This window comes from Streptomyces sp. NPDC001922 (genome assembly GCF_042891165.1).
Classification (GTDB): Bacteria; Actinomycetota; Actinomycetes; order Streptomycetales; family Streptomycetaceae; genus Streptomyces.
Map to the genome: position 1 here is coordinate 143,582 of NZ_JBIASV010000006.1, position 21,872 is coordinate 165,453.

At 71.7% G+C, this 21,872-nt stretch carries 23 protein-coding genes and 5 tRNA genes; 9 read left to right on the forward strand and 19 right to left on the reverse strand.

Features of this window, described 5'->3' with window-relative positions:
* Positions 1–148 precede the first annotated feature (148 nt).
* Entirely contained in the window at positions 149–334 is a 186-nt protein-coding gene (gene rpmB / locus ACFYYR_RS12510; protein WP_009714771.1) for a 50S ribosomal protein L28, read from the forward strand.
* A 225-nt stretch (positions 335–559) separates the two neighbouring features.
* Here rpmB and thiD read toward each other — a convergent pair whose 3' ends face one another.
* Entirely contained in the window at positions 560–1,372 is an 813-nt protein-coding gene (gene thiD, locus ACFYYR_RS12515; RefSeq protein WP_388850665.1) for a bifunctional hydroxymethylpyrimidine kinase/phosphomethylpyrimidine kinase, read from the reverse strand.
* Positions 1,373–1,382: 10 nt separating this feature from the next.
* Positions 1,383–2,351, reverse strand: a complete 969-nt coding sequence (locus ACFYYR_RS12520; protein WP_388850668.1) for a thiamine-phosphate kinase — start codon at positions 2,349–2,351, stop codon at positions 1,383–1,385.
* Between the two features lie 191 nt (positions 2,352–2,542).
* Here ACFYYR_RS12520 and ACFYYR_RS12525 point away from each other — a divergent pair, with 191 nt between their 5' ends.
* Both ACFYYR_RS12525 and ACFYYR_RS12530 read left to right on the forward strand, forming a co-directional pair.
* A complete protein-coding gene (locus tag ACFYYR_RS12525) occupies positions 2,543–2,776 on the forward strand; it encodes an Lrp/AsnC ligand binding domain-containing protein (protein ID WP_351511422.1) in 234 nt (77 codons plus the stop codon).
* 20 nt (positions 2,777–2,796) lie between these two features.
* The gene (locus tag ACFYYR_RS12530) at positions 2,797–3,285 is read left to right on the forward strand and encodes a DUF3515 domain-containing protein (protein WP_388850673.1); all 489 of its coding nucleotides are present in this window, start codon (positions 2,797–2,799) and stop codon (positions 3,283–3,285) included.
* A gap of 90 nt (positions 3,286–3,375) precedes the next feature.
* Here the strand turns inward: ACFYYR_RS12530 and ACFYYR_RS12535 are convergent, their stop codons facing one another.
* The 3 genes from ACFYYR_RS12535 to ACFYYR_RS12545 all read right to left on the reverse strand — a co-directional run bounded on the left by ACFYYR_RS12535 (position 3,376) and on the right by ACFYYR_RS12545 (position 6,454).
* Positions 3,376–4,524: a D-alanine--D-alanine ligase family protein gene (locus ACFYYR_RS12535; RefSeq protein ID WP_388850676.1), complete on the reverse strand. Its 1,149-nt coding sequence runs from the start codon at positions 4,522–4,524 to the stop codon at positions 3,376–3,378.
* 134 nt (positions 4,525–4,658) lie between these two features.
* Entirely contained in the window at positions 4,659–5,687 is a 1,029-nt protein-coding gene (locus tag ACFYYR_RS12540) for an NAD(P)H-dependent glycerol-3-phosphate dehydrogenase (protein WP_388850679.1), read from the reverse strand.
* A complete protein-coding gene (locus ACFYYR_RS12545; protein WP_388850682.1) occupies positions 5,684–6,454 on the reverse strand; it encodes a lysophospholipid acyltransferase family protein in 771 nt (256 codons plus the stop codon). Before ACFYYR_RS12545 ends, ACFYYR_RS12540 begins: the two co-directional genes overlap by 4 nt.
* Positions 6,455–6,591: 137 nt before the next feature.
* Here ACFYYR_RS12545 and cofC point away from each other — a divergent pair, with 137 nt between their 5' ends.
* Positions 6,592–7,278 (forward strand): 2-phospho-L-lactate guanylyltransferase, encoded by a 687-nt coding sequence (gene cofC, locus ACFYYR_RS12550; protein WP_388850686.1) that lies wholly within the window; start codon positions 6,592–6,594, stop codon positions 7,276–7,278.
* An 87-nt stretch (positions 7,279–7,365) separates the two neighbouring features.
* Entirely contained in the window at positions 7,366–7,569 is a 204-nt protein-coding gene (locus ACFYYR_RS12555) for a hypothetical protein (RefSeq protein WP_388850689.1), read from the forward strand.
* A 144-nt stretch (positions 7,570–7,713) separates the two neighbouring features.
* Here ACFYYR_RS12555 and ACFYYR_RS12560 read toward each other — a convergent pair whose 3' ends face one another.
* The 4 genes from ACFYYR_RS12560 to leuC all read right to left on the reverse strand — a co-directional run bounded on the left by ACFYYR_RS12560 (position 7,714) and on the right by leuC (position 10,886).
* Complete coding sequence (locus tag ACFYYR_RS12560) at positions 7,714–8,352, reverse strand: HU family DNA-binding protein (protein ID WP_388850692.1); 639 nt, start codon at positions 8,350–8,352, stop codon at positions 7,714–7,716.
* 144 nt (positions 8,353–8,496) lie between these two features.
* On the reverse strand, positions 8,497–8,724 hold the full coding sequence (locus ACFYYR_RS12565; protein WP_351512490.1) for a hypothetical protein: 228 nt from the start codon (positions 8,722–8,724) through the stop codon (positions 8,497–8,499).
* A 116-nt stretch (positions 8,725–8,840) separates the two neighbouring features.
* Positions 8,841–9,449: a 3-isopropylmalate dehydratase small subunit gene (leuD, locus tag ACFYYR_RS12570; protein ID WP_388850697.1), complete on the reverse strand. Its 609-nt coding sequence runs from the start codon at positions 9,447–9,449 to the stop codon at positions 8,841–8,843.
* A gap of 6 nt (positions 9,450–9,455) precedes the next feature.
* Positions 9,456–10,886, reverse strand: a complete 1,431-nt coding sequence (leuC, locus tag ACFYYR_RS12575; RefSeq protein ID WP_388850700.1) for a 3-isopropylmalate dehydratase large subunit — start codon at positions 10,884–10,886, stop codon at positions 9,456–9,458.
* 175 nt (positions 10,887–11,061) lie between these two features.
* On the opposite strand from leuC, the gene ndgR reads away from it, so the two are divergent.
* Complete coding sequence (ndgR, locus tag ACFYYR_RS12580; RefSeq protein ID WP_388850703.1) at positions 11,062–11,778, forward strand: IclR family transcriptional regulator NdgR; 717 nt, start codon at positions 11,062–11,064, stop codon at positions 11,776–11,778.
* 297 nt (positions 11,779–12,075) lie between these two features.
* Here ndgR and ACFYYR_RS12585 read toward each other — a convergent pair.
* The 7 genes from ACFYYR_RS12585 to ACFYYR_RS12615 all read right to left on the reverse strand — a co-directional run bounded on the left by ACFYYR_RS12585 (position 12,076) and on the right by ACFYYR_RS12615 (position 13,957).
* Positions 12,076–12,148: transfer RNA gene (locus ACFYYR_RS12585), tRNA-Glu, on the reverse strand.
* A gap of 5 nt (positions 12,149–12,153) precedes the next feature.
* A tRNA-Gln gene (locus tag ACFYYR_RS12590) sits at positions 12,154–12,225 on the reverse strand.
* A 51-nt stretch (positions 12,226–12,276) separates the two neighbouring features.
* Positions 12,277–12,349 (reverse strand) — tRNA-Glu (locus ACFYYR_RS12595).
* Positions 12,350–12,416: 67 nt separating this feature from the next.
* A tRNA-Glu gene (locus tag ACFYYR_RS12600) sits at positions 12,417–12,489 on the reverse strand.
* 41 nt (positions 12,490–12,530) lie between these two features.
* A tRNA-Gln gene (locus ACFYYR_RS12605) sits at positions 12,531–12,602 on the reverse strand.
* 87 nt (positions 12,603–12,689) lie between these two features.
* On the reverse strand, positions 12,690–13,409 hold the full coding sequence (locus ACFYYR_RS12610; protein ID WP_388850705.1) for an HAD family hydrolase: 720 nt from the start codon (positions 13,407–13,409) through the stop codon (positions 12,690–12,692).
* Between the two features lie 80 nt (positions 13,410–13,489).
* Positions 13,490–13,957: an ATP-binding protein gene (locus ACFYYR_RS12615; RefSeq protein WP_388850708.1), complete on the reverse strand. Its 468-nt coding sequence runs from the start codon at positions 13,955–13,957 to the stop codon at positions 13,490–13,492.
* 108 nt (positions 13,958–14,065) lie between these two features.
* On the opposite strand from ACFYYR_RS12615, the gene ACFYYR_RS12620 reads away from it, so the two are divergent.
* Both ACFYYR_RS12620 and ACFYYR_RS12625 read left to right on the forward strand, forming a co-directional pair.
* The gene (locus tag ACFYYR_RS12620) at positions 14,066–14,911 is read left to right on the forward strand and encodes a helix-turn-helix domain-containing protein (RefSeq protein WP_388850711.1); all 846 of its coding nucleotides are present in this window, start codon (positions 14,066–14,068) and stop codon (positions 14,909–14,911) included.
* Positions 14,908–15,174 carry a DUF397 domain-containing protein gene (locus ACFYYR_RS12625; RefSeq protein ID WP_388850714.1) on the forward strand — a complete coding sequence of 89 codons (267 nt, stop codon included), beginning with the start codon at positions 14,908–14,910 and terminating at the stop codon, positions 15,172–15,174. Before ACFYYR_RS12620 ends, ACFYYR_RS12625 begins: the two co-directional genes overlap by 4 nt.
* A gap of 69 nt (positions 15,175–15,243) precedes the next feature.
* Here the strand turns inward: ACFYYR_RS12625 and gltX are convergent, their stop codons facing one another.
* The 3 genes from gltX to ACFYYR_RS12640 all read right to left on the reverse strand — a co-directional run bounded on the left by gltX (position 15,244) and on the right by ACFYYR_RS12640 (position 17,827).
* Positions 15,244–16,719 (reverse strand): glutamate--tRNA ligase, encoded by a 1,476-nt coding sequence (gltX, locus tag ACFYYR_RS12630; RefSeq protein ID WP_388850717.1) that lies wholly within the window; start codon positions 16,717–16,719, stop codon positions 15,244–15,246.
* Positions 16,712–17,494 (reverse strand): fumarylacetoacetate hydrolase family protein, encoded by a 783-nt coding sequence (locus tag ACFYYR_RS12635; RefSeq protein ID WP_388850720.1) that lies wholly within the window; start codon positions 17,492–17,494, stop codon positions 16,712–16,714. Before ACFYYR_RS12635 ends, gltX begins: the two co-directional genes overlap by 8 nt.
* Positions 17,495–17,641: 147 nt before the next feature.
* The gene (locus ACFYYR_RS12640; RefSeq protein ID WP_388850723.1) at positions 17,642–17,827 is read right to left on the reverse strand and encodes a hypothetical protein; all 186 of its coding nucleotides are present in this window, start codon (positions 17,825–17,827) and stop codon (positions 17,642–17,644) included.
* A gap of 468 nt (positions 17,828–18,295) precedes the next feature.
* Here ACFYYR_RS12640 and ACFYYR_RS12645 point away from each other — a divergent pair, with 468 nt between their 5' ends.
* Complete coding sequence (locus tag ACFYYR_RS12645; RefSeq protein ID WP_388850726.1) at positions 18,296–21,868, forward strand: nitrate- and nitrite sensing domain-containing protein; 3,573 nt, start codon at positions 18,296–18,298, stop codon at positions 21,866–21,868.
* The last annotated feature ends 4 nt before the right edge of the window (positions 21,869–21,872 follow it).

The following is a 21,872-nucleotide window of genomic DNA, read 5'->3' on the forward strand; positions in this document are numbered from 1 at the left end:
GTAGTTTCGTTGTACGGGAGCGGTCGTTGTATGCTGCTCCGGTTGCCCGATGAGAATCGGGCCATTCCCACCCTGGCACCGCCGGTCATCACTGATCTCGGCGCGCCGGGATTCACCGTAAGTGCATCTGAAGTCTTTGGAGTGACCCGTGGCTGCCAACTGCGACGTCTGCGGCAAGGGGCCGGGCTTCGGCAACAACATTTCGCACTCGCACCGCCGCACTCGCCGTCGTTGGAACCCCAACATCCAGACGGTGCGCGCTGTGGTCGGGCGGACGCCGAAGCGGCTCAACGTCTGCACCTCGTGCATCAAGGCCGGCAAGGTCTCGCGCTGACGTTCCCGTCGTAGCGCAGCCTTCGCCGGTTGCCGGAGCCGGTCCACTGAGGAGTGGGCCGGCTTTCTGCTGTTCCCGCGCGGTTCCGTGCTCGCCGAGGCGTGGTCCCTCCGGACGCGGTCTCCCCGCCTCCGTCCGGCCGCTTCCGTGCTTATCCCCGCGGCGGCGCACCCGGGTGCACCGCCACGGGGCCCGGGGCCGAGGCCGGGCCCCGGCCAACCGTCCTCAGCGCCACCGCCAGGCGTGATCCACCGGGCCGATGCCCTCGCCCAGCGGGAAGCCCGCGGCGATCGCGCCGGTCACGTACTCCTTGGCGTCGGCCACCGCCTCCGGCACCGTCCGCCCCGTCGCCAGCCGCGCGGCGACGGCGCTCGCCAGCGTGCAGCCGGTGCCGTGGGTGTGCCGGTTGTCGTGGCGCACCGACCGCAGCCAGTGCTCCTCCGCGCCGTCGGTGAGCAGGTCCACCGCGTCGCCCCCGAGGTGCCCGCCCTTGATCAGCGCCCAGCGCGGTCCGAAGGCGAGGACCGCGTCCGCCGCGCGGCGCAGGTCCGCCTCCTCCTCGACCCGGACTCCGGTGAGCTGGGCGACCTCGTCCAGGTTGGGGGTGGCGACGGTGGCGGCCGGCAGCAGCTTCGTCCGCACCGAGTCGAGCGCCGACGCGGCGAGCAGCGGGTCACCGTGCTTGGAGACCCCGACCGGGTCCACCACGACCGGGACTCCCACCTCGGCGAGGAGTCCGGCGACGGTCTCGACGAGTTCGGCCGAGGCGAGCATTCCGGTCTTGACCGCGTCCACCCCGATGTCGTCGACGACGCTGCGGAACTGGGACCGTACGGCGTCGGGCGGCAGCTCCCACGCGCCCTGTACGCCCTGTGAGTTCTGTGCCGTGACCGCGGTGACCACACTCATGCCGTGCGTGCCGAGGGCGAGCATCGCCTTCAGGTCGGCCTGGATGCCCGCGCCGCCGCCGGAGTCGGATCCGGCGACGGTGAGGACGCGGGGCGGGGTCTTCCGGGGCAGCTGCGGGTCCGTCTCCATGGGCCCGAATCTACTGGGCGTCCTCGATGTCGCCGAAATGGTCCCAGCCGGCCTTGTCCCAGGGCGCCCCGTCCACCGTCACCTGCGGCAGCGCCGAGGGGTTGAGCACCTCGCCGATCACCTGCCACCGCGCGGGGAGCTTCACGTCCTGCGGGAAGGTCGCCACGATGGCGTGGTCCTCCCCGCCGCCGAGCACCCAGGTCAGCGGATCCACCCCGACGGCCTGCCCGATGTCGGACATCTGCGTGGGGACGTCGATCGCGGCCGAGCGCAGGTCGATCCGGACCTTGCTGGCCACCGCGATGTGCCCCAGGTCGGCGACGAGGCCGTCGCTGATGTCCGTCATCGCCGTGGCGCCGAGCCCCGCGGCGGCCGGACCGGCGTGGTACGGCGGCTCGGGCCGGCGGTGTGCCTCGACGAACGCGCGCGGGGAGCGGAATCCCCGGGAGAGCACCGCGTGTCCGGCGGCGGACCAGCCGAGCCAGCCGGTCACCGCGACCACGTCGCCGGGCTGTGCACCGGCCCGGGTGACCGGCTCGTGGTTGCGCATGTCGCCCAGCGCGGTGATGGCGACGGTGATGTCGTCCCCGCGGACCACGTCACCGCCGACCACGGCCGCGCCCGCCACCTGGCACTCGTCCCGGATGCCGTCCATCAGCTCCACGGGCCAGGTCACCGGGAGTTCGGCGGGGACCACCAGGCCGACGAGCAGGGCGGTGGGGACGGCGCCCATGGCGGCGATGTCGGCGAGGTTCTGGGCCGCGCTCTTGCGGCCGACGTCGTAGGCGGTGGACCAGTCGCGGCGGAAGTGCCGGCCCTCCAGCAGTACGTCGGTGCTGGCCACGACCCGGCGGTCCGGTGCCGCGATCACCGCGGCGTCGTCGCCGGGACCGAGCCGTACGGCGGGGGTGGTGGTGAGCCGTGAGGTGAGCTCCCTGATGAGCCCGAACTCCCCCAACTCGCCCACGGTGCCCTTCATCGGTGTGCCCCTTCTGCCCCAGTGCGATTGCCCTCGCGGCCCGGCAGTGGTGCCGGGGCCGTCAACCTGTCCTTGCTGTCCACGGCTCCGAGCACGCCGACGGCTGCGCGGGTCTCCCCCTGCCGCTCGGCGACGCGGTACCGTGGCGTCCCTTCTCCCCACATGATCCTCGTGGCCGCCCTGGAGGTTCCGTGGTACAGGCGTACATCCTGATCCAGACCGAGGTCGGCAAGGCGTCGACCGTAGCCGAGACGATCGGTGCGATCCCGGGGGTGATCCAGGCCGAGGACGTGACCGGACCGTATGACGTCATCGTGCGCGCGCAGGCCGAAACCGTCGATGAACTGGGTCGCATGGTGGTCGCGAAAGTCCAGCAAGTGGACGGCATCACGCGTACGCTGACCTGCCCGGTGGTCCATCTGTAGCCCCCGTCTATGCTCGGCCGGTGAGCGCTTTTCCTCGCCGGATCCTCTGCCTGCCCGCCGCCGCCCTGCTGACCGCCGCCGCCGGCTGTTCCTTCTCCGACAGCGACGGCACCCGTCCGGTTCCCACCCCGTCGGCCGCGGCCGCCGGGATGTGCCGGACGCTCCAGGGGCATCTGCCCGGCACCGTCGACGGGCTCGACCGGAGTTCCGCCGGGCCCGATTCGGACTTCGCCGCCGACTGGGGCGACCCCGCGGTGCAACTGCGCTGCGGGGTGGCCCGGCCCACCGTGCTGACGCCCGGGAGCGAACATTACAACCCCACGGCGGACGCGGTGGATGTCAACGGCGTCACCTGGCTGCTGGAGAAGCAGGACGACGGTTACCGGTTCACCACCACCGGGCGCAAGGCCTTCGTCGAGCTGACCGTGCCGGGGAAGTACGCCCCCGAGGTCAATGCGCTGACCGATCTCGCGGGTGCCGTGAAGAAGAGCGTGCCGAGCGAGCTCTAGGCCCGCGCCCTCCCCGACAGGTCGTCCGGGCCGTACGTCACGGAACCGGTGGCGGGCGGGGGCACCGTCGCCCACCGCCCGCGCGCGGGTTCAGCGCAGTCCGGTCGGGCGGCGCAGCGCGGCCTGGATGAGCCGGTCCACCAGCTCGGCGTAGCTCACACCGCTCTCCTGCCACATCCGGGGGTACATGGAGATCGGCGTGAAGCCCGGCATGGTGTTGATCTCGTTGATCACGAACTCCCCGTCGTCCTGCAGGAAGAAGTCCGCACGGACCAGACCCTCGCAGGAGACGGCGTCGAAGGCCCGGACGGCGAGCTCCTGGACCCGGGCGGTCTGCTCCTCGGTGAGCGGCGCGGGCACCAGGCCGGCGGCGGAGTCGATGTACTTGGCCTCGAAGTCGTAGAAGTCGTGCGACTCCACCGGCGGGATCTCGGCGGGAACGCTCGCCCGCGGCCCGTCCTCGAACTCCAGGACGCCGCACTCGATCTCCCGGCCGCGCAGCAGCGACTCCACGATGACCTTGGGGTCGTGGCGGCGGGCCTCCTCGACGGCCGCCTCCAGGTCCTCCAGGCGGTCCACCTTGGTGATGCCCATGGAGGAGCCGGCCCGCGCGGGCTTGATGAACAGCGGCCAGCCGTGCTCGGCGGCGAAGTCCACGATCCGCTTCCGGGCGGCGGACGGGTCCTGCTCCCACTCGCGCGGCCGGACCACCTCGTAGGGGCCGACGGGGAGCCCGAAGCCGGTGAACACCCGCTTCATGTACTCCTTGTCCATGCCGACGGCGGACGCGAGCACTCCGGCGCCGACGTACGGCACCCCGGAGAGCTCCAGCATCCCCTGGAGGGTGCCGTCCTCGCCGTACGGCCCGTGCAGCACCGGGAAGACGACGTCGACCTCGCCGAGCACCTTGGGCACCGCACCGGGCTCGCTGTAGACGACCTCACGGCTGCCCGGGTCGACCGGGAGCACCACGGCGCCCTCCCCCGGCTCGGTGAGCTGCTCCACGCTGGGCAGCTTCCGCTCGGTGATCGCCATCCGCTCGGGGGCGTCGGCGGTCAGCGCCCAGCGCCCGTCGGTGGTGATGCCGATGGGCAGCACCTCGTACCGGGAGCGGTCGATGGCGCGGAGCACGGCCCCGGCGGTGACCACGGAGATGGCGTGCTCCGAGCTGCGCCCGCCGAACACGACGGCGACGCGCGGCTTGCGGGCGGGGCTGGGGGAAGAGGACTCGCTGCTCATATCGCGTTGAGATTACCTTGCCTGAACTCGGTGGTCCGGGGGCCGTCCCCCCGGAATGTCGCGGTGGTGCGGGCGGATGCGATCCACCCCACCGGGTGCCGCTCCCCCGTCCCGGCCCGCCCGTGGGACGGGTCCTAGTGCCGTTCCGCCTTGGCGCTGCGGCCCATGAGCTCCTTGAGCGCCACGAGCGGTGCCTTGCCCTCGTGCACGATGCCGACGACGGTCTCGGTGAGCGGCATCTCGACCTCGTGCCGGCGGGCCAGATCGAGTACGGACTGGCAGGACTTGACGCCCTCGGCGGTCTGCGCGGTGGCCGCGATGGTCTCCTCCAGGGTCATGCCCCGGCCGAGGTTGGTGCCGAACGTGTGGTTGCGGGACAGCGGGGAGGAGCAGGTGGCGACCAGGTCGCCCATGCCCGCCAGGCCCGCGAAGGTGTGGGCGTCGGCGCCCATCGCCAGCCCCAGCCGGGTCGTCTCGGCGAGACCGCGGGTGATCAGCGAGGCCTTGGCGTTGTCGCCCAGGCCCATGCCGTCCGCGATGCCGACGGCGAGCGCGATGACGTTCTTCACGGCGCCGCCCAGCTCGCAGCCGACGACGTCGGTGTTGGTGTAGGGCCGGAAGTAGGGGGTGTGGCAGGCGGTCTGGAGCCGCTTGGCCACCGCCTCGTCGGCGCAGGCGACGACCGCCGCGGCGGGCTGCCGGGCCGCGATCTCGCGGGCGAGGTTGGGGCCGGTGAGCACCGCGACCCGCCGCCGGACGTCCTCGGGGCCGGCGCCGCCGGGCGCCTTGCCGACCACTTCCTCGACGACCTCGCTCATCCGCTTGGCGGTGCCGAGTTCGACGCCCTTCATCAGGCTGACGAAGACGGTGTCGGCCGGGAGCAGCGGCGCCCAGTCGGCGAGGTTGCCGCGGAGGGTCTGGGAGGGCACGGCGAGCACCGTGAACTCGGCACCGCGGGCGGCCTCGGCGGGGTCGCTGGTGGCCCGGACGGAGGCGGGCAGCACGGCACCGGGCAGGTAGTCGGGGTTGGTGCGGCCGGTGTTGATGGTCTCGGCCAGCTCGGGGCGGCGGCCCCAGAGCGTCACGTCGCAGCCCGCGTCCCCGAGGATCATCGCGAAGGCGGTACCCCAGGAGCCGGCGCCGTAGACGGCGCAGCGCGTCACGGGGTTCCCCCCTGTTCCTCGGCCTTGAGCTGCTGGGTCTTCTGCCGCTGCTCCGCGCGCGCCGTGCGGTGGTCGTACGTCTCGGCGGGGGCCGGCTCGCCGCGCACCTCGGCGAGCAGCTCGGTGACGGCGGCCATGATCGTGTCGGTGGCGGCGCGCAGCACCTCGGCGGTGGGCTCCATGCCGTAGTAGGCGGAGAGGTCCACCGGGGGTCCGGCCTGCACCCGCAGCGTCTTGCGCGGCAGGAGGCGGAGCTTGTCCTCCTTGGCGTACGGCGGCATGGCGTGGTTGGCGCCCCACTGGGCGACCGGGATGACCGGCGCCTTGGTCTCCAGCGCGACGCGGGCCGCGCCGGTCTTGCCCTGCATCGGCCAGTGGTCGGGGTCGCGGGTGAGGGTGCCCTCGGGGTAGAAGGCGACGCACTCGCCGCGGTCGATCGCGTCGATGGCGGCCCGGAAGGCACTGACGGCGTCGCTGGACTCGCGGTAGACGGGGATCTGGCCGGTGCCCCGCAGCATCATGCCGACGAACGGGGTCCGGAAAAGGCCGGCCTTCGCGAGGAATCGCGGGACGCGTCCGGTGTTGTACTGAAAGTGCGCGTAGGAGAGCGGGTCGAGATACGAGTTGTGGTTGACCGCGGTGATGAATCCGCCGTCGGCCGGAATGTGCTCCATTCCACGCCAGTCCCGTTTGAACAGCACCACCAGCGGCGGTTTTGCGATGACCGCGGCCAAGCGGTACCAGAAGCCGATTCTGCGGCGGGACACTCGGACACCCTCCTCGTGGGACCTGCTGAGCTGCGGACGGGCAGCCGCACAAGTGTCGCCCCAGGTCCCCGGTCTGTCGAGAACACCGTAACCCCGGTCCTCCCGGGCGGCTGCGGCAGCAGGCGAGAATGAGGCCGATGCGAAGAATCGGAAAGGGCGTCGCGGGCGGCGCGTGGTCGCTGGTGGTTCCGCTGAAGCCGCTGGCCCGGGCCAAGAGCAGGCTGGCCGGCGCGACGGGCGACGGGCTGCGGCCGGGTCTCGCGCTGGCGTTCGCGCAGGACACCGTGGCGGCGGCGCTGGCCTGCTCCGAGGTCGGGGATGTGGTGGTCGTCACGGACGATCCGCTGGCGGGGGCGGAGCTGACGGCGCTGGGCGCCCGTACCGTGCCCGACCGGCCGGCCGGCTCCGGCGGGGTCCCGGCGGACGGTCTGAACGCGGCGCTCGCCCACGGCGCCCGTACGGTCCGCCGGGTGCGCCCGGCGGCCCCGGTGGCGGCGCTCAACGCGGACCTGCCGGCACTGCGCCCCGGTGAACTCGCGCGGGTTCTGGCCGCGGCGGCCGCATTTCCCCGGGCATTTCTGGCGGATGCGGCAGGAGTGGGGACGACATTCCTCTCGGCGGCCCCGGGGGTGGAGCTGGAACCGGTATTCGGCGGCCCGTCACGGGCGCGGCACCGGGCCTCGGGGGCGGTGGAAATCACGCTGTCCGGTGTCGATTCCGTACGCCGGGACGTGGACACCGGTGAGGATCTGCGCACGGCGCTGGCGCTGGGGGTGGGACCGCGCACGGCAGCCGTGGCGGCCGGACTGCTCATCCCCGAATAACGGACAGCCGGTCCGGGCGGAATGCGCGGCGGAAAGGCGAGGGCGGGCGGGCGCCGCGGATTGCCCCCAGCCCGTAGGCTGGTGCCCATGCAGGCGACCGCTTATACGTACGACTCCGATACCCGCACGGGCAGTGTGCTGCTCGACGACGGCACCCCGGTGCCGTTCGGGGCCGAGGCCTTCGACGCCGGCGGGCTGCTGCTGCTGCGGCCGGGCCAGCGGGTGCGGATCGACGTGGAGGGCGAGGGCGAGGGGCGCCGGATCACCCTGGTGACCCTGCAGACGCTCTGACCGAAGGCGTTCGAGCCGCAGGCGCCCAGCACGCCCGAACGGGGCGGGGACACCGGGCGCCCGGTGCCGCCGGCCGCCCGCCACGGGTGCGGACACACCGCGGGCCGGGCTCCCCGGAGGGAGTCCGGCCCGGCGCGTGAGGTGCTACTTCTTCCTCGCGGTCGTCTTCTTGGCGGTGGTCTTGCGGGCGCTGGCCTTGCGGGCGGGGGCCTTCTTCGCCGCGGCCTTCTTGGCCGGTGCCGTCTTCTTGGCGGTGGCCTTCTTCGCGGCGGTCTTCTTGGCCGCGGTCTTCTTCGCTGCGGTCTTCTTCGCCGTCGTCGTCTTCTTCGCCGCTGCCTTCTTGGCCGCGGTGGCCTTCTTCGCCACGGTCTTCTTGGCCGCGGTCCGCTTCGCCGCCGCCTTCTTGGCCGCCGCCTTCTTGGTGGTGGCCTTCTTGGCGGTAACCCCTCCGCTGAGGCTGCCCTTGGGGGCCTTCTTCACCGAGACCTCGCCGCCCTTGGGCAGCTTCTTCGTCCCGGCCACCAGGTCCTTGAAGCCCTGGCCTGCACGGAAGCGGGGCACCGAGGTCTTCTTGACCCGGACGCGCTCGCCGGTCTGCGGGTTCCGGGCGTACCGGGCGGGGCGGTCCACCTTCTCGAACGATCCGAAGCCGGTGACGGAGACCCGTTCCCCGGCGACAACTGAACGCACCATGGCGTCCAGAACCGCGTCGACAGCATCGGCGGCCTGCTGCCGCCCGCCGAGCTTGTCGGCAATTGCTTCTACGAGCTGCGCCTTGTTCACGTCTTCCCCTTCGGAGACATTGCCGGAACGAAAGTGTTCAAGCTTTTTCGCACGTTAGGCAGATATATACCGCAAATCAAACACGAAACGGGCTAATCACCCTTGTGCCGCAACGAACTCGACCGGCACGGAGTTCCGTCGGCCTCAGCCGCCTTCGGGGAAACGACCTTCGTCGAGGTCCTTCATGAACCGGTCCAGACGGCTTGCCGCTCGGGCGAGATCATGCTTCGCCCCCGCCGTGATGACCAGCAGCTTCCGGGACAGCGCCATCCGTACGCCCTCCGGGACTTGCAGCGAGCGCACCCTGCTGTGCGCTTCCTTGAGCCGGGCGGCGACGGCCTCGTAGAGCTCGAGTTGGCTGTCGCGTTCCATGCACCGATTGTGCCATCTGCGGCGAGTTGTCGCTTGATGGGGCCCCAACAGTGTCCCGGAACGCCGGAGCGCCCCCTGTCGGTCGACAGGGGGCGCTCCGGGTGGTGCGGGACGGATCAGACCACCACCGTGCGGGGCTTGAACGCGGGCCGCGCGGCCTCGTAGGCGGCGATGTCGGCCTCGTTCTTCAGGGTGAGGCTGATGTCGTCCAGCCCCTCCAGCAGCCGCCAGCGGGCGTTCTCGTCCAGTTCGAACTCCGCGGTCAGCACGGAGCCGTCGGGGCGCGGCGCGCGGACCTGGCGTTCGACCAGGTCGACGGTGATCTCGACGGCCGGGTCGGCCTCGGTCAGCTCCCACAGCCGGTCCACCGTCTCCTGCGGCAGCAGGACGGTGAGCAGGCCGTTCTTGAGCGAGTTGCCGCGGAAGATGTCCGCGAAGCGGGACGAGACGACGGCCTTGAAGCCGAAGTTCTGCAGCGCCCAGACGGCGTGTTCACGGGAGGAGCCGGTGCCGAAGTCGGGGCCCGCGACCAGCACGGTCGCCCCCTGCCGCTCGGGCCGGTTCAGCACGAACTCGGGGTCCTTCCGCCAGGCCTCGAACAGCCCGTCCTCGAATCCGTCCCGGGTGACCTTCTTCAGCCAGTGGGCGGGGATGATCTGGTCGGTGTCGACATTGCTGCGGCGCAGCGGGACGGCCCGGCCGGTGTGCGTGGTGAAAGCTTCCATGGTTTCTCAGGCCCCCACGGGAACGGTTGCGGCGACGTCGGACAGATCGGCCGGGGACGCGAGGTGCCCCAGGACCGCGGTGGCGGCGGCGACCTGCGGGGAGACCAGATGGGTGCGGCCGCCCTTGCCCTGCCGCCCCTCGAAGTTCCGGTTGGAGGTGGAGGCGGAGCGCTCCCCCGGAGCCAGCTGGTCGGGGTTCATGCCCAGGCACATGGAGCAGCCCGCGTGCCGCCATTCGGCGCCGGCCGCGGTGAACACCTTGTCCAGCCCCTCCTCGACGGCCTGCAGCGCGACCCGCACCGAGCCGGGGACGACCAACATCCGGACGCCCTCGGCGACCTGGCGCCCCTCGAGGATCGAGGCGGCGGAGCGCAGGTCCTCGATCCGCCCGTTGGTGCAGGAGCCTACGAACACGGTGTCCACGGAGATCTCGCGGAGCGGCTGACCGGCTGTCAACCCCATGTAGTCCAGGGCCTTTTCGGCGGCGTAGCGCTCCGAGGCGTCCTCGTACGAAGCGGGGTCGGGCACCGCGGCCGACAGCGGCGCGCCCTGGCCCGGGTTGGTGCCCCAGGTGACGAACGGCGCCAGCTCGGTGGCGTCGATGACGACCTCGTGGTCGAAGACGGCGTCGGCGTCGGAGCGCAGGGTCTTCCAGTACGCGACGGCGGCGTCCCAGTCCTCCCCCTGCGGGGCGTGGTCGCGGCCGCGCAGGTAGTCGAAGGTGGTCTCGTCCGGGGCGATCATGCCTGCCCGGGCGCCGGCCTCGATCGACATGTTGCAGATGGTCATCCGGGATTCCATCGAGAGCTTCTCGATGGCGGAGCCGCGGTACTCCAGGACGTAGCCCTGGCCGCCGCCGGTGCCGATGCGGGCGATGATCGCCAGGATGAGGTCCTTGGCGGTGACGCCGTCGGGGAGCTCGCCCTCCACGGTGATCGCCATGGTCTTGAAGGGGGCCAGCGGCAGCGTCTGGGTGGCCAGCACGTGCTCGACCTGGCTGGTCCCGATGCCGAAGGCCAGCGCGCCGAACGCGCCGTGCGTGGAGGTGTGGCTGTCGCCGCAGACCACGGTGGTGCCCGGCTGGGTCAGCCCCAGCTGCGGTCCCACGACGTGGACGACGCCCTGCTCGACGTCGCCGAGCGGGTGCAGCCGCACGCCGAAGTCCGCGCAGTTCTTACGCAGCGTCTCCAACTGAGTACGGGAGACCGGGTCGGCGATCGGCTTGTCGATGTCGAGGGTGGGGGTGTTGTGGTCCTCGGTGGCGATGGTGAGGTCGGTGCGGCGCACCCGGCGACCGTCCTTGCGGAGGCCGTCGAAGGCCTGCGGGCTGGTCACCTCGTGCAGCAGGTGCAGATCGATGAAGAGGAGGTCGGGCTCGCCCTCGGCGCGCCGGACGACATGGTCGTCCCAGACCTTCTCCGCCAGTGTCCGTCCCATCGCTTCCCTCCGGCCGGCCGCATTGCCGGCCCCGCTCGATTCCCTGTGCCCCGCCCGAACCCCCAGTGACGGGTGGGGCGTACGGGTCGTGGTCCACGGCCCGCCCTTCCCAGAGTGACGGGTTCCGCAGAAAATTGAACTTGCGTTTCACAGAGTGAGACGCGAGTATCGTTGCATGGACAACTCTAGCGGCGTCGGCGTTCTCGACAAGGCAGCGCTGGTACTGAGCGCTCTGGAGTCCGGTCCGGCCACCCTCGCCGGGCTGGTCGCGGCGACCGGTCTCGCGCGCCCCACGGCCCACCGGCTCGCGGTGGCACTGGAACATCACCGGATCGTGGCCAGGGACATGCAGGGCCGGTTCATCCTGGGCCCGCGCCTGGCCGAGCTGGCCGCGGCGGCGGGCGAGGACCGGCTGCTCGCCACGGCCGGACCGGTCCTCACCCACCTGCGGGACGTGACCGGCGAGAGCGCGCAGCTCTACCGGCGCCAGGGCGACATGCGCATCTGTGTGGCGGCGGCGGAGCGGCTGTCCGGACTGCGGGACACCGTGCCGGTCGGCTCCACCCTGCCGATGAAGGCCGGGTCGGCGGCCCAGATCCTGATGGCCTGGGAGGAGCCGGAGCGGCTGCACCGGGGTCTGCAGGGTGCCCGGTTCACCGCGACGGCGCTCTCCGGCGTCCGGCGGCGGGGCTGGGCCCAGTCGATCGGCGAGCGGGAGCCGGGCGTGGCCTCGGTCTCCGCGCCGGTGCGCGGGCCGTCGAACCGCGTGGTGGCCGCCGTCTCGGTCTCCGGACCGATCGAGCGGCTGACCCGGCACCCGGGCCGGATGCACGCCCAGGCCGTGATCGACGCGGCGGGCCGGCTGAGCGAGGCCCTGCGCCGCTCGGGCTGAGGCTTTCGCCAATGCGGTGTGCGATGTCCGGGCTGCCGCACGACGTCCCGGACCGCACCGCCCTGGCGCGCTGACCTGGCGCGCTGACCGGCGGAAAGCCGGCCCGCGGGGTCGAGGGCCGCCCACCCGTGTCCGTTCGCGCCGCCACCCTGAGCCGACCACCGGGCATCCCGGTCCATGGCCGCCCCGGCACGGCGGCGGTCGGCGCGCCCGGGAGAGCGACCGGAACTCGGAAGGGCGTCCGGAACCGGTCCCGGACATGCGAAAGCCCCTCCGCGAGGAGGGGCTTTCGTTGCGTACCCCCGACCGGATTCGAACCGGCGCTACCGCCTTGAGAGGGCGGCGTGCTAGGCCGCTACACAACGGGGGCTTGAGCTGGGGTACCAGGACTCGAACCTAGACTAACTGAACCAGAATCAGCCGGGCTGCCAATTACCCCATACCCCATGGGGCGCGCAAAAGCCTCCCACCATGATGCGGGAGGCTCCCACGTACCTGTACCCCCGACCGGATTCGAACCGGCGCTACCGCCTTGAGAGGGCGGCGTGCTAGGCCGCTACACAACGGGGGCCCTGGCGATCCTTGTCTCGTCGCCGCCTCCGGGAGCGACCCGGATGGTGACGGAAGGAAAGGATCTGTACCCCCGACCGGATTCGAACCGGCGCTACCGCCTTGAGAGGGCGGCGTGCTAGGCCGCTACACAACGGGGGCTCAGCACTGCTGATCAAGAGATGCGCTGGGCGTATCTCTCGCTGGGGTACCAGGACTCGAACCTAGACTAAGTGAACCAGAATCACTCGTGCTGCCAATTACACCATACCCCACCAAAACGCAACCCCCTGGGGGGCTTTGTTTGGGTTACGCCTCCCGGTCCGGCCTTTTCGGCCCGCTCGGGCGGCGCAGGAAGAACATTACCCGATGGTGGACGGCGCTCCAAAACGCGTATCGCCACGCAGCAGCGCGGGGAGCTGGGCAAGGCCGGTGATCCGCGGCAGCCCGCTCGCGTCACCGGTGTCCGCGCGGTCCAGCCAGATGCCGAGGAGCCCGGCCTCGGTGGCCCCGCGGGCGTCGACATCGGCCCGGTCGCCCACGTACGCCACCTGCTCCGGGGGCAGGCCGAGCGCATCGCAGCCCGCGAGGAACGCCTCGGCCGCGGGCTTGGCGCAGCCCAGTTCGTCGGCGCAGAGCAGTACCTCGAAGCGGTCGCGGAGCCCGAGGATCCGCAGCTTGCGGTCCTGGTTGGGGAGGCTGGAGTTGGAGACGACGCCGTGCCGGTAGCCGTCGGCCAGGGCGTCGAGCGCGGGGAGGGTGTCCGGGAACAGCGTCCAGGCCGCCTCGTAGTGCTCGATGTACCGGCCGAACCAGGCGTCGGCCTCGTCGTCCGGGAGCGGTTCGCCGAGGAAGCCCCGGGCCCGCTCGCGGCGGTGCTCCAGAAATCCGAGCTCCCCGGCGAGGAAGCGGCCGAAGGCGCTCTCCATGACCTCGCCCCAGAGCCGCAGGGCGTGCTCCTCGCCCTCCTGGGCGGCGAGCAGACCCTCGGCCGCCAGGTGCCGGAGCGCACCGGTCCGGTCGGATCCCGTGTAGTCGAAGAGGGTGTCGTCGATGTCCCAGAGCACCGCACGGATCGCCATGCGGCCGACGCTACCGCGAGCGGGCGGCCGGCCGTACCCCCCGGCAGGCCGCCCCGGAGGGCGGACGTCGGTGGGTGCGACTACGGGATCACCTCGGCGCGGACCGTCTTGCCCGGGGCGCCCGGGCGGGGGACGACCTCCCAGCGGGCCGCCAGCCGCGAGACCAGCCACAGTCCGCGGCCGGACTCCGCCTCCGGGCCGGGCTCGGACACCTCGGTGGGCGGCAGGCACTCGCCGCGGGCGTCGCTGACCTCGATCCGTACGCACTCCGGGCCGGCCGTGAGGACGAGCCGGAAGTCGCGGCCGGGGACGTGGCCGTGCCGGACGGCGTTGCCGGTGAGCTCGGCGACGATCAGGGTCACGGCGTCGTTCAGCCGGGTGCCGTGCGGATACCCCCAGTCGTCCAGCCGCTGCGCCGCGAGCCGTCGCGCCAGGCGCGCGCCACGGGGCGTGGAGGTGAAGGACATGGCGAAGTGGTGTGAGGGTGTGGGGAATTCGGCGCCCGCAGCAGCCGGGACGCACTCGGACGAGGGAGATCGGGTGGTCATGCCCCCGAGCCTGGTCGGAGACACCTAGCGTCACCAGTGACGACACCCTTACACAGCGTGGCTGTCCAGCGGGGGCCGCCCGCTGTCGGGCACGGAAAGGGGAGGCTGATGACGCGGATTCCGGAGCAGGGCGGGGCGGCGCAGCGGGAGGACCCGGCCGATGAGCTGCTGCGGTCCTTCGGCCGGCAGTTCAAGATCTTCCGGGAGAAGGCCGGACTCACCCAGGCCGAGGCGGGCAAGCAGCTCGGCTACGGCGAGGCGCTGATCGCAGCGGTGGAGCAGGGCCGCCGGATCGCCCGCCCGGAGCTGATCGAGCTGGCGGACGAGGTCCTGGACGCGGGCGGGGTGCTGCTCGCGCGGAAGAAGGAGGTGAGCCGGGCCCGGTATCCGGCGTTCTTCCGGGATGCGGCGCGGATCGAGGAGGAGGCGCTTGAGTTCCACGACTATGCGCTTCTGGTGGTCCCAGGGCTGCTCCAGACCGAGGACTACGCGCGGACCATGTTCACGGTTCGGCGCCCTCGGCGCGCCGAGGGCGAGATCGAGCAGATGGTCGCAGCCCGGCTGGCGCGTCATGCCATCTTCGATCGCAAGCCCGCACCCACGCTTAGCTTTGTGATCGAGGAGGCTGTGCTCCAGCGACCCTTCGGCGGGGTTCAGGTGTTGCGGGGACAACTGGAACAGCTGCTGCTTGTCGGGGACAACCCGAATGTCGAGATCCAGGTGATGCCGACCCGAGTGACCGATCACGCGGGTGTGGACGGCCCGTTCACCCTGATGACCCCGAAGGGCGGGGAGCAGGTGGGCTACCTGGAGAGTCAAGGCAGCGGACGGGTGATCACTGACCGGGAAACCGTACGCGGGTTCGCAGTGCGGTATGGAATCCTGCGGGCTCAGGCACTGTCCCCGCGCGAATCCCTGTGCCACATCGAGAAGTTGCTGCAAGGAGAGCTATGAAGAACGAGCAGTCCATCGGCCGTCCGCTCACCTGGTTCAAGAGCAGCTACAGCGGCGGCGAAGGCGGTAATTGCATCGAGGTAGCCGCCGAGTGGGTCAAGAGCAGTCACAGCGGAGGCGACGGCGGCGAGTGCGTCGAGGTAGCCGCTGCCCCCGCAGCCGTGCACGTCCGGGACTCCAAGGACCCCGACGGCGGGGTTCTGTGCTTCGCCCCGGACGCCTGGTCGGCGTTCGTCGACTTCGCCCGGCACAGCAGGGCGTAAATCAGGGTGAACGCGGAGAGGCCCGGAAGCCGTCGGCTTCCGGGCCTCTCGCGTGCGCGGCGGTGCGGGTTACGCGGCGAGCTTCGCCAGGGCCGCGTCCACCCGGGCCAGGGTGCGCTCGCGTCCCAGGACCTCCAGGGACTCGAACAGCGGCAGGCCGACCGTCCGGCCGGTGACCGCGACGCGGACCGGGGCCTGCGCCTTGCCGAGCTTGAGGCCGTGCTCCTCACCTGCGGTGATGACGGCCTGCTTGAGCGCTTCGGCGTTCCAGTCGGCGTCGGCCAGCTTCTCCCGGGCGGTCTTCAGCAGGGCGTCGGCGCCCGGCTTCATGGCCTTGGTCCAGGACGCCTCGTCCTCGACGGGCTCGTCCAGGAAGAGGAAGTCGACGTTGGCCGTGATGTCCGAGAGGACGGTCAGCCGGGTCTGGGCCAGCGGGGCCAGCTCCTCGAACGCCTTCGGGTCGAACTTCTCCGGGGCCCAGGGGGCGTGCGGGGCCTTCAGCCACGGCTCGCAGGCCGCGACGAAGTCCGCCACGTCCATCATCCGGATGTGGTCGGCGTTGATCGCCTCGGCCTTCTTGAGGTCGAAGCGGGCCGGGTTGGCGTTGACGCCGTCGATGTCGAAGGCGGCGACCATCTCGTCGATGCCGAAGACGTCCCGGTCGGCGGAGAGCGACCAGCCCAGCAGCGAGAGGTAGTTGAGCAGGCCGGCGGGGACGAAGCCGCGCTCGCGGTAGAGGTTGAGCGAGGCCTGCGGGTCGCGCTTGGAGAGCTTCTTGTTGCCCTCGCCCATGACGTACGGCAGGTGGCCGAACGCGGGGGTGGTGCCGTTGCCGACGCCGATCTCGGCGAGGGCGCGGTAGAGGGCGATCTGCCGCGGGGTGGAGGACAGCAGGTCCTCGCCGCGCAGCACGTGGGTGATCTCCATCAGCGCGTCGTCGACCGGGTTGACCAGGGTGTAGAGCGGGGCGCCATTGGCCCGGACGATGCCGAAGTCCGGCACGTTCTCCGGGGCGAAGGTGAGCTCGCCGCGGACCAGGTCGGTGAAGGTGACCGGCTCGTCGGGCATCCGGAACCGGACGATCGGCTCACGGCCCTCGCGCCGGTGGGCGTCGGCCTGCTCGGCGGTCAGCTCGCGGCACGCGCCGTCGTAGCCGGAGGGCTTGCCCGCTGCGCGCGCGGCCTCGCGGCGCTGCTCCAGCTCCTCGGTGGTGCAGTAGCACTCGTACGCGTGGCCGGCCTCCTGGAGGCGGCGGGCGACGTCCGCGTAGATGTCCATGCGCTGCGACTGCCGGTACGGCGCGTGGGGGCCGCCGACCTCGGGGCCCTCGTCCCAGTCGAAGCCCAGCCAGCGCATGGAGTCGAGCAGCTGCTCGTAGGACTCCTCGGAGTCCCGGGCGGCGTCGGTGTCCTCGATGCGGAACACCAGGGTGCCGCCGTGGTGGCGGGCGAAGGCCCAGTTGAAGAGGGCGGTGCGGACCAGGCCCACGTGGGGGTTGCCGGTCGGCGAGGGACAGAAACGTACGCGTACGGGTGCGCTAGCCACGCTTGATCACCTTGTTGGTGAGAGTGCCGATGCCTTCGATGGTGACGGCGACCTCGTCGCCGACGTTGAGCGGGCCGACCCCTGCCGGGGTGCCCGTGAGGACGACGTCGCCGGGGAGCAGCGTCATCGCCTCGGTGAGGTGGACGATCAGGTCCGCGATCGAGTGGACCATGTCGCCGGTGCGTCCGAGCTGGCGCTGTTCGCCGTTGACGGTGCACATGATGCCGAGGTCGGACGGGTCGAGCTCGGTCTCCACCCAGGGGCCGAGCGGGCAGGAGCCGTCGAAGCCCTTGGCCCGCGCCCACTGGTTCTCGCGCCGCTGGACGTCGCGGGCGGTGAGGTCGTTGGCGCAGGTGTAGCCGAGGATGACGTCCTGCACGCGCTCGCGCGGGACCTCGCGGCACATCCGGCCGATGACCACGGCGAGCTCCGCCTCGTGGTGCAGTTCGGAGGAGAACGACGGGTACGGGACGGGGTCGCCGGGGCCGGTCACCGCAGTGGACGGCTTGAAGAAGGCGACCGGTACCTCGGGGACCTCGTGGCCCAGTTCGGCGGCGTGCTCGGCGTAGTTGCGCCCGATCCCGATGACCTTGTTGGGGAGGACGGGCGGCAGCAGCCGGACCTTGTTCAGCGGGATCCGCTGCCCCGAGCGCTCGAACTCGGCGAAGGGGTGGCCTTTGATGATGTCGAGAACGGGTCCCTCCGCGTCGGAGGGATCCCCTTCCACGACACCGAAGGCGACGTTGCCGTCGATGGAGAACCTGGCGATGCGCACGGGAAGCCGCTGCCCCTCACTGATCACTGCTGGAGACTGACACTCCAGGCTATCGCGGGGGGCCGCGGCGGCCGGTGCGGCGCCTCGGGTGGCAGGCCCCGGCGCTCCGTGCCGGGGCTCACGCCCGCCCGGGTGCGCGCCGGGAGGTCAGCCCTGCGGGGCGTCCATCAGCACGGTGCGCCGCGGGTTCGCGGTCACGGCGGGCAGCTCGGCGGATACCTGCTCATCGGCGGCGACAGAGTCGACCGTGCGCAGCTCCCCGGCGTCGTCGAGGTGGGCCAGGGTGGTGCGGCGCGGGTTGGCTATGTTGCGGAACAGCATCGTGGTCTTCACCGGGTTCTGCCTCGCCTTGTCACTCGTCGTTCGGCGTTTCGGACTTCTCTGTAAAGCGTCAGGCTAGACGCGCGTTTCCCAGCAGATTCGAAGAAGAAGCCAGGAGAGGCGTGTGAGTTTGCTCACGAACTCGCCGCCAAATGAGGCATAACGGTCAGTCATCCGTGCGCCCTGAAACGGACATTGCGCCACCGAAGCGAATGTTCCGCTCTTGATTACCGGTACGTAAACACCCGCCCCACGTGCGCGACTCGTCCACAGACGTCCGTTATCGCCAACATGAGTTTCTACGTCCGGTAGTGCGGTCCGCACATAGCGTCACCCGCGTCACAGCCGGACCCGCCGCCCTTGTTGGAGATCCGCCACTGTGCTGGAATTCCACGGACCGCCGGGGCCAATGTCCCCATGACTCGACACCGCTCCGCCGCTCGCGCGGCGAGGGCGCCTGGTCCAGAGGTTGCGACGCTAGTGCAGGGACGTTTCAAGAGGGATGGCAGCGCTGCGGCGGAATCCGAGCCGCGCGGTGGAACCGACCGTGGCTCCTCGCCTCAGCGCGCCCAGGGCACCGGAACCGGTCCGGACGGCCAGGGCTCCGATCGCGCCACGCGCCCGAGTGCGCTGAGCAGCGGGGAGGCTCCCGACACGCCGGATGTGACCATGCCGTCCGGCCCGGGCTCCCGCGTGGCCCTGCGCAACTGGCGCATCTCCACGCGCCTGGTCGCCCTGCTGACCCTCCCCGTGGTCGCGGCGACCACGTTGGGCGCGATGCGGATCAGCACCTCGATGGACAACCTCCAGCAGCTCGAGAACATGAAGCTGCTGACGGACATGACCAAGCAGGCGACCGAGCTGGCCTCGGCGCTCCAGGAGGAGCGCGACCACTCGGCCGGACCGCTGGTCAGCGGCGACGACAAGAACGACGACGTCGTCTACCCGCGGATCAAGACCGACCGGGCGAAGCAGGCCTTCCGCGAGGCGACCCAGGAGATCGAGGCCTCGAACTCCGAGGAACTGGTCGGCGTCAACTCCTCGCTGGTCAACATCCTCAAGCAGCTCGAGAAGATCAAGACGATCCGCGCGACCGCGTACGACGACGAGAACTACATCGCGCAGACCGTCAGCAACTACAACGAGCTCATCACCTCGCTGCTCTCGCTCTCCCAGGACATGGCGCAGGCGACCAGCAACAGCGAGATGATCCGCAGCACCCGTGCGCTGGCCGCGTTCTCGCTGGCCAAGGAGTACGCCTCCATGCAGCGCGCGGTGATCAGCGCGGGTCTGGCGCACGAGCCGAAGCCGAAGCTGTCCCCGAACGACCGGCTGTACGGCCAGTCCTCGCAGCAGAGCGAGGAGTCCTCGCTCGCGCAGTTCATCCAGGTCTACTCCGGTGAGTCCAGCTCCCAGGAGCTGCTCCAGGCGCTGGAGGACGGCGGCAACTCCGAGATCATCCTGGCGGACACCTACGCCGGACGGGTCCTGAAGACCAACGGCGCGATATCCGCCGAGAAGCGGTCCTACAAGGACTGGTACGACCAGGACACCACCAAGATCGACGAGATGTCCCGGATCGAGCAGACGCTGCTCTCCGAGATGGAGGGCAAGGCCCGCGAGCTGCGCTCCGAGACGCAGCAGGAAGCCATCATCAACGGTGCGCTGATCCTGCTGGTGCTCGGTGTCTCGCTGGTCGGCGCGTTCGTCGTGGCGCGCTCCATGGTGCGCTCGCTCCGCCGCCTCCAGGACACCGCGCAGGACGTCTCGCAGAAGCGGCTGCCGGAGCTCGTCAAGCAGCTCTCCGAGTCCGACCCGCAGGACGTGGACACCTCCGTCGAGTCGGTCGGTGTGCACAGCCGGGACGAGATCGGCCAGGTGGCCGCGGCCTTCGACGACGTGCACCGCGAGGCCGTCCGCCTCGCCGCCGAGCAGGCGCTGCTGCGGGGCAACGTCAACGCGATGTTCACCAACCTCTCGCGCCGCAGCCAGGGCCTCATCCAGCGTCAGCTGTCGCTCATCTCCGAGCTGGAGAGCCGCGAGGCCGACCCGGACCAGCTGTCCTCGCTGTTCAAGCTCGACCACCTCGCGACCCGTATGCGCCGGAACGGCGAGAACCTCCTCGTCCTCGCGGGCGAGGAGCCGGGCCGCCGGTGGACCCGCCCGGTCCCGCTGGTCGACGTGCTGCGCGCCGCGGCCTCCGAGGTGGAGCAGTACGAGCGGATCGAACTGAGCTCGGTCCCGACCACCGAGGTCGCGGGCCGGGTCGTCAACGACCTCGTGCACCTGCTCGCCGAGCTGCTGGAGAACGCCACCTCGTTCTCCTCGCCGCAGACCAAGGTGAAGGTGACCGGTCACGCCCTGCCCGACGGGCGGGTGCTGGTCGAGATCCACGACACCGGTATCGGCCTCTCCCCCGAGGACCTCTCGGCGATCAACGAGCGGCTGGCCAGCCCGCCGACCGTGGACGTCTCGGTGTCCCGCCGGATGGGTCTGTTCGTGGTCGGCCGGCTGTCCCTGCGGCACGGCATCCGGATCCAGCTGCGGCCGTCGGACTCCGGCGGTACGACCGCGCTGGTCATGCTTCCCGTGGACGTCGCCCAGGGCGGCGCCAAGGGCAACAAGCCGCCGGCCCCCGTCGGGGGTTCGGGCGGCACCAACCACTCCGGTCAGGGCAGCAGCCGGCTCGCCGGTATGCAGCCCCGCGGCCAGGTCTCGGGCGGTCCCCGTCCGGCGCTCCCGGCCCGCGACGGCGGCCAGGGCGGACCGGCAGGCCCCGGCGGGCAGGGCGGCCGCCCCGGCGGCGGTGCCCCGAACCGTCCGGGCGCGGGTGCCCCCGCGGGCCCCGGCGGCCAGGGCCGCCCCGGCAACGACGGTCCGGGCTTCGACCCGGCGGGCCGTCCGGGCGGCGGCAGCGGCATGGCCGGCGCGTTCGGCTCCGCGGGCCGCTCCGGCGCCCCCGCGGGTGCGGGCAGCGCCCCGGGCCGCGGTCCCGGTGACTCCGGGCGCCCGGGCACCGGGTACGCCGCCGAGAACCGCCAGGACGCCGCTCCCCGCGGCAACGCCCCGGCCCAGCGGGAGACTCCGCAGGACAGCGGACGCCGTCCGGCGCTGCCGCCGCGCGGCGGGGACGCCGGTCCGACGGTCGCGCCGCCGTCCGGTGCGCCCGTGCAGGGCCGTGGCCCGGCCTCCGGCCCGCAGGGCGAGCGCCCGCAGCTGCCGCCGCGCGGACCGGCCGCCGAACTGCCGGGGAGCTCCCCGGCGGGCGCCGGATCCCGGGGCGGGCAGCAGCCCGGAAGCAACTGGGAGGCGCGCCGCGCCGCCGGTGCCTCGGCCGACGACTGGCCGACCGCGTCCCCCCAGGACGCCGCGGACACCCCGCGGGGCCACGAAGAGGCGGCGTCCACCCAGCAGTTCCAGCGCCCGGCCCCGGCGGCGCCGCAACAGCAGCAGCGGCCGCAGCAGCCGCAGGAGACCGGCCAGTACGCGCTCCCGTCGTCCGAGCTGGACGCGCTGTCGCCCGCCGGTCCCGGCGACGGCCGCACGCCGCTCTTCGACACCCTGGAGTCGGACTGGTTCCGCGGCCCCGGCGGCGAGCAGCCCAGTGGGCCCGCGTCGCCCGCCGCGCCGCCCGTTCCGCAGGGCCGGCCCGCCTCGGCGGTGCCGCCGGCGCGCAACGAGCCCGCTCGCGGGGACGGCGGCCGGAACGACACCGGCCGCGGTGACAGCGGCAGCGGAGCCTGGCGCGTGTCGCCCAACGACGAGCTCGGCAAGCAGGCCGAGCGGGTCCGCCAGCCGGCGGCCGGCGGGGTCACCACCTCCGGGCTGCCGCGCCGGGTGCCGCGAGCGAACCTGGTCGCCGGCACCGCCACGCAGTCGCAGCCGGAACGCAGCGGTCCGCAGGTCTCGCGTGCGCCCGACGACGTGCGCGGCCGACTGACCAACCTCCGACGGGGCATCCAGCAGGGCCGTCAGGCCGGTACGACCACCGGTCAGGACACCCATGGCAGTAACAATCAAGGCTACGGCCCCACTTACCAGCAGGAGCGTTAGTTGA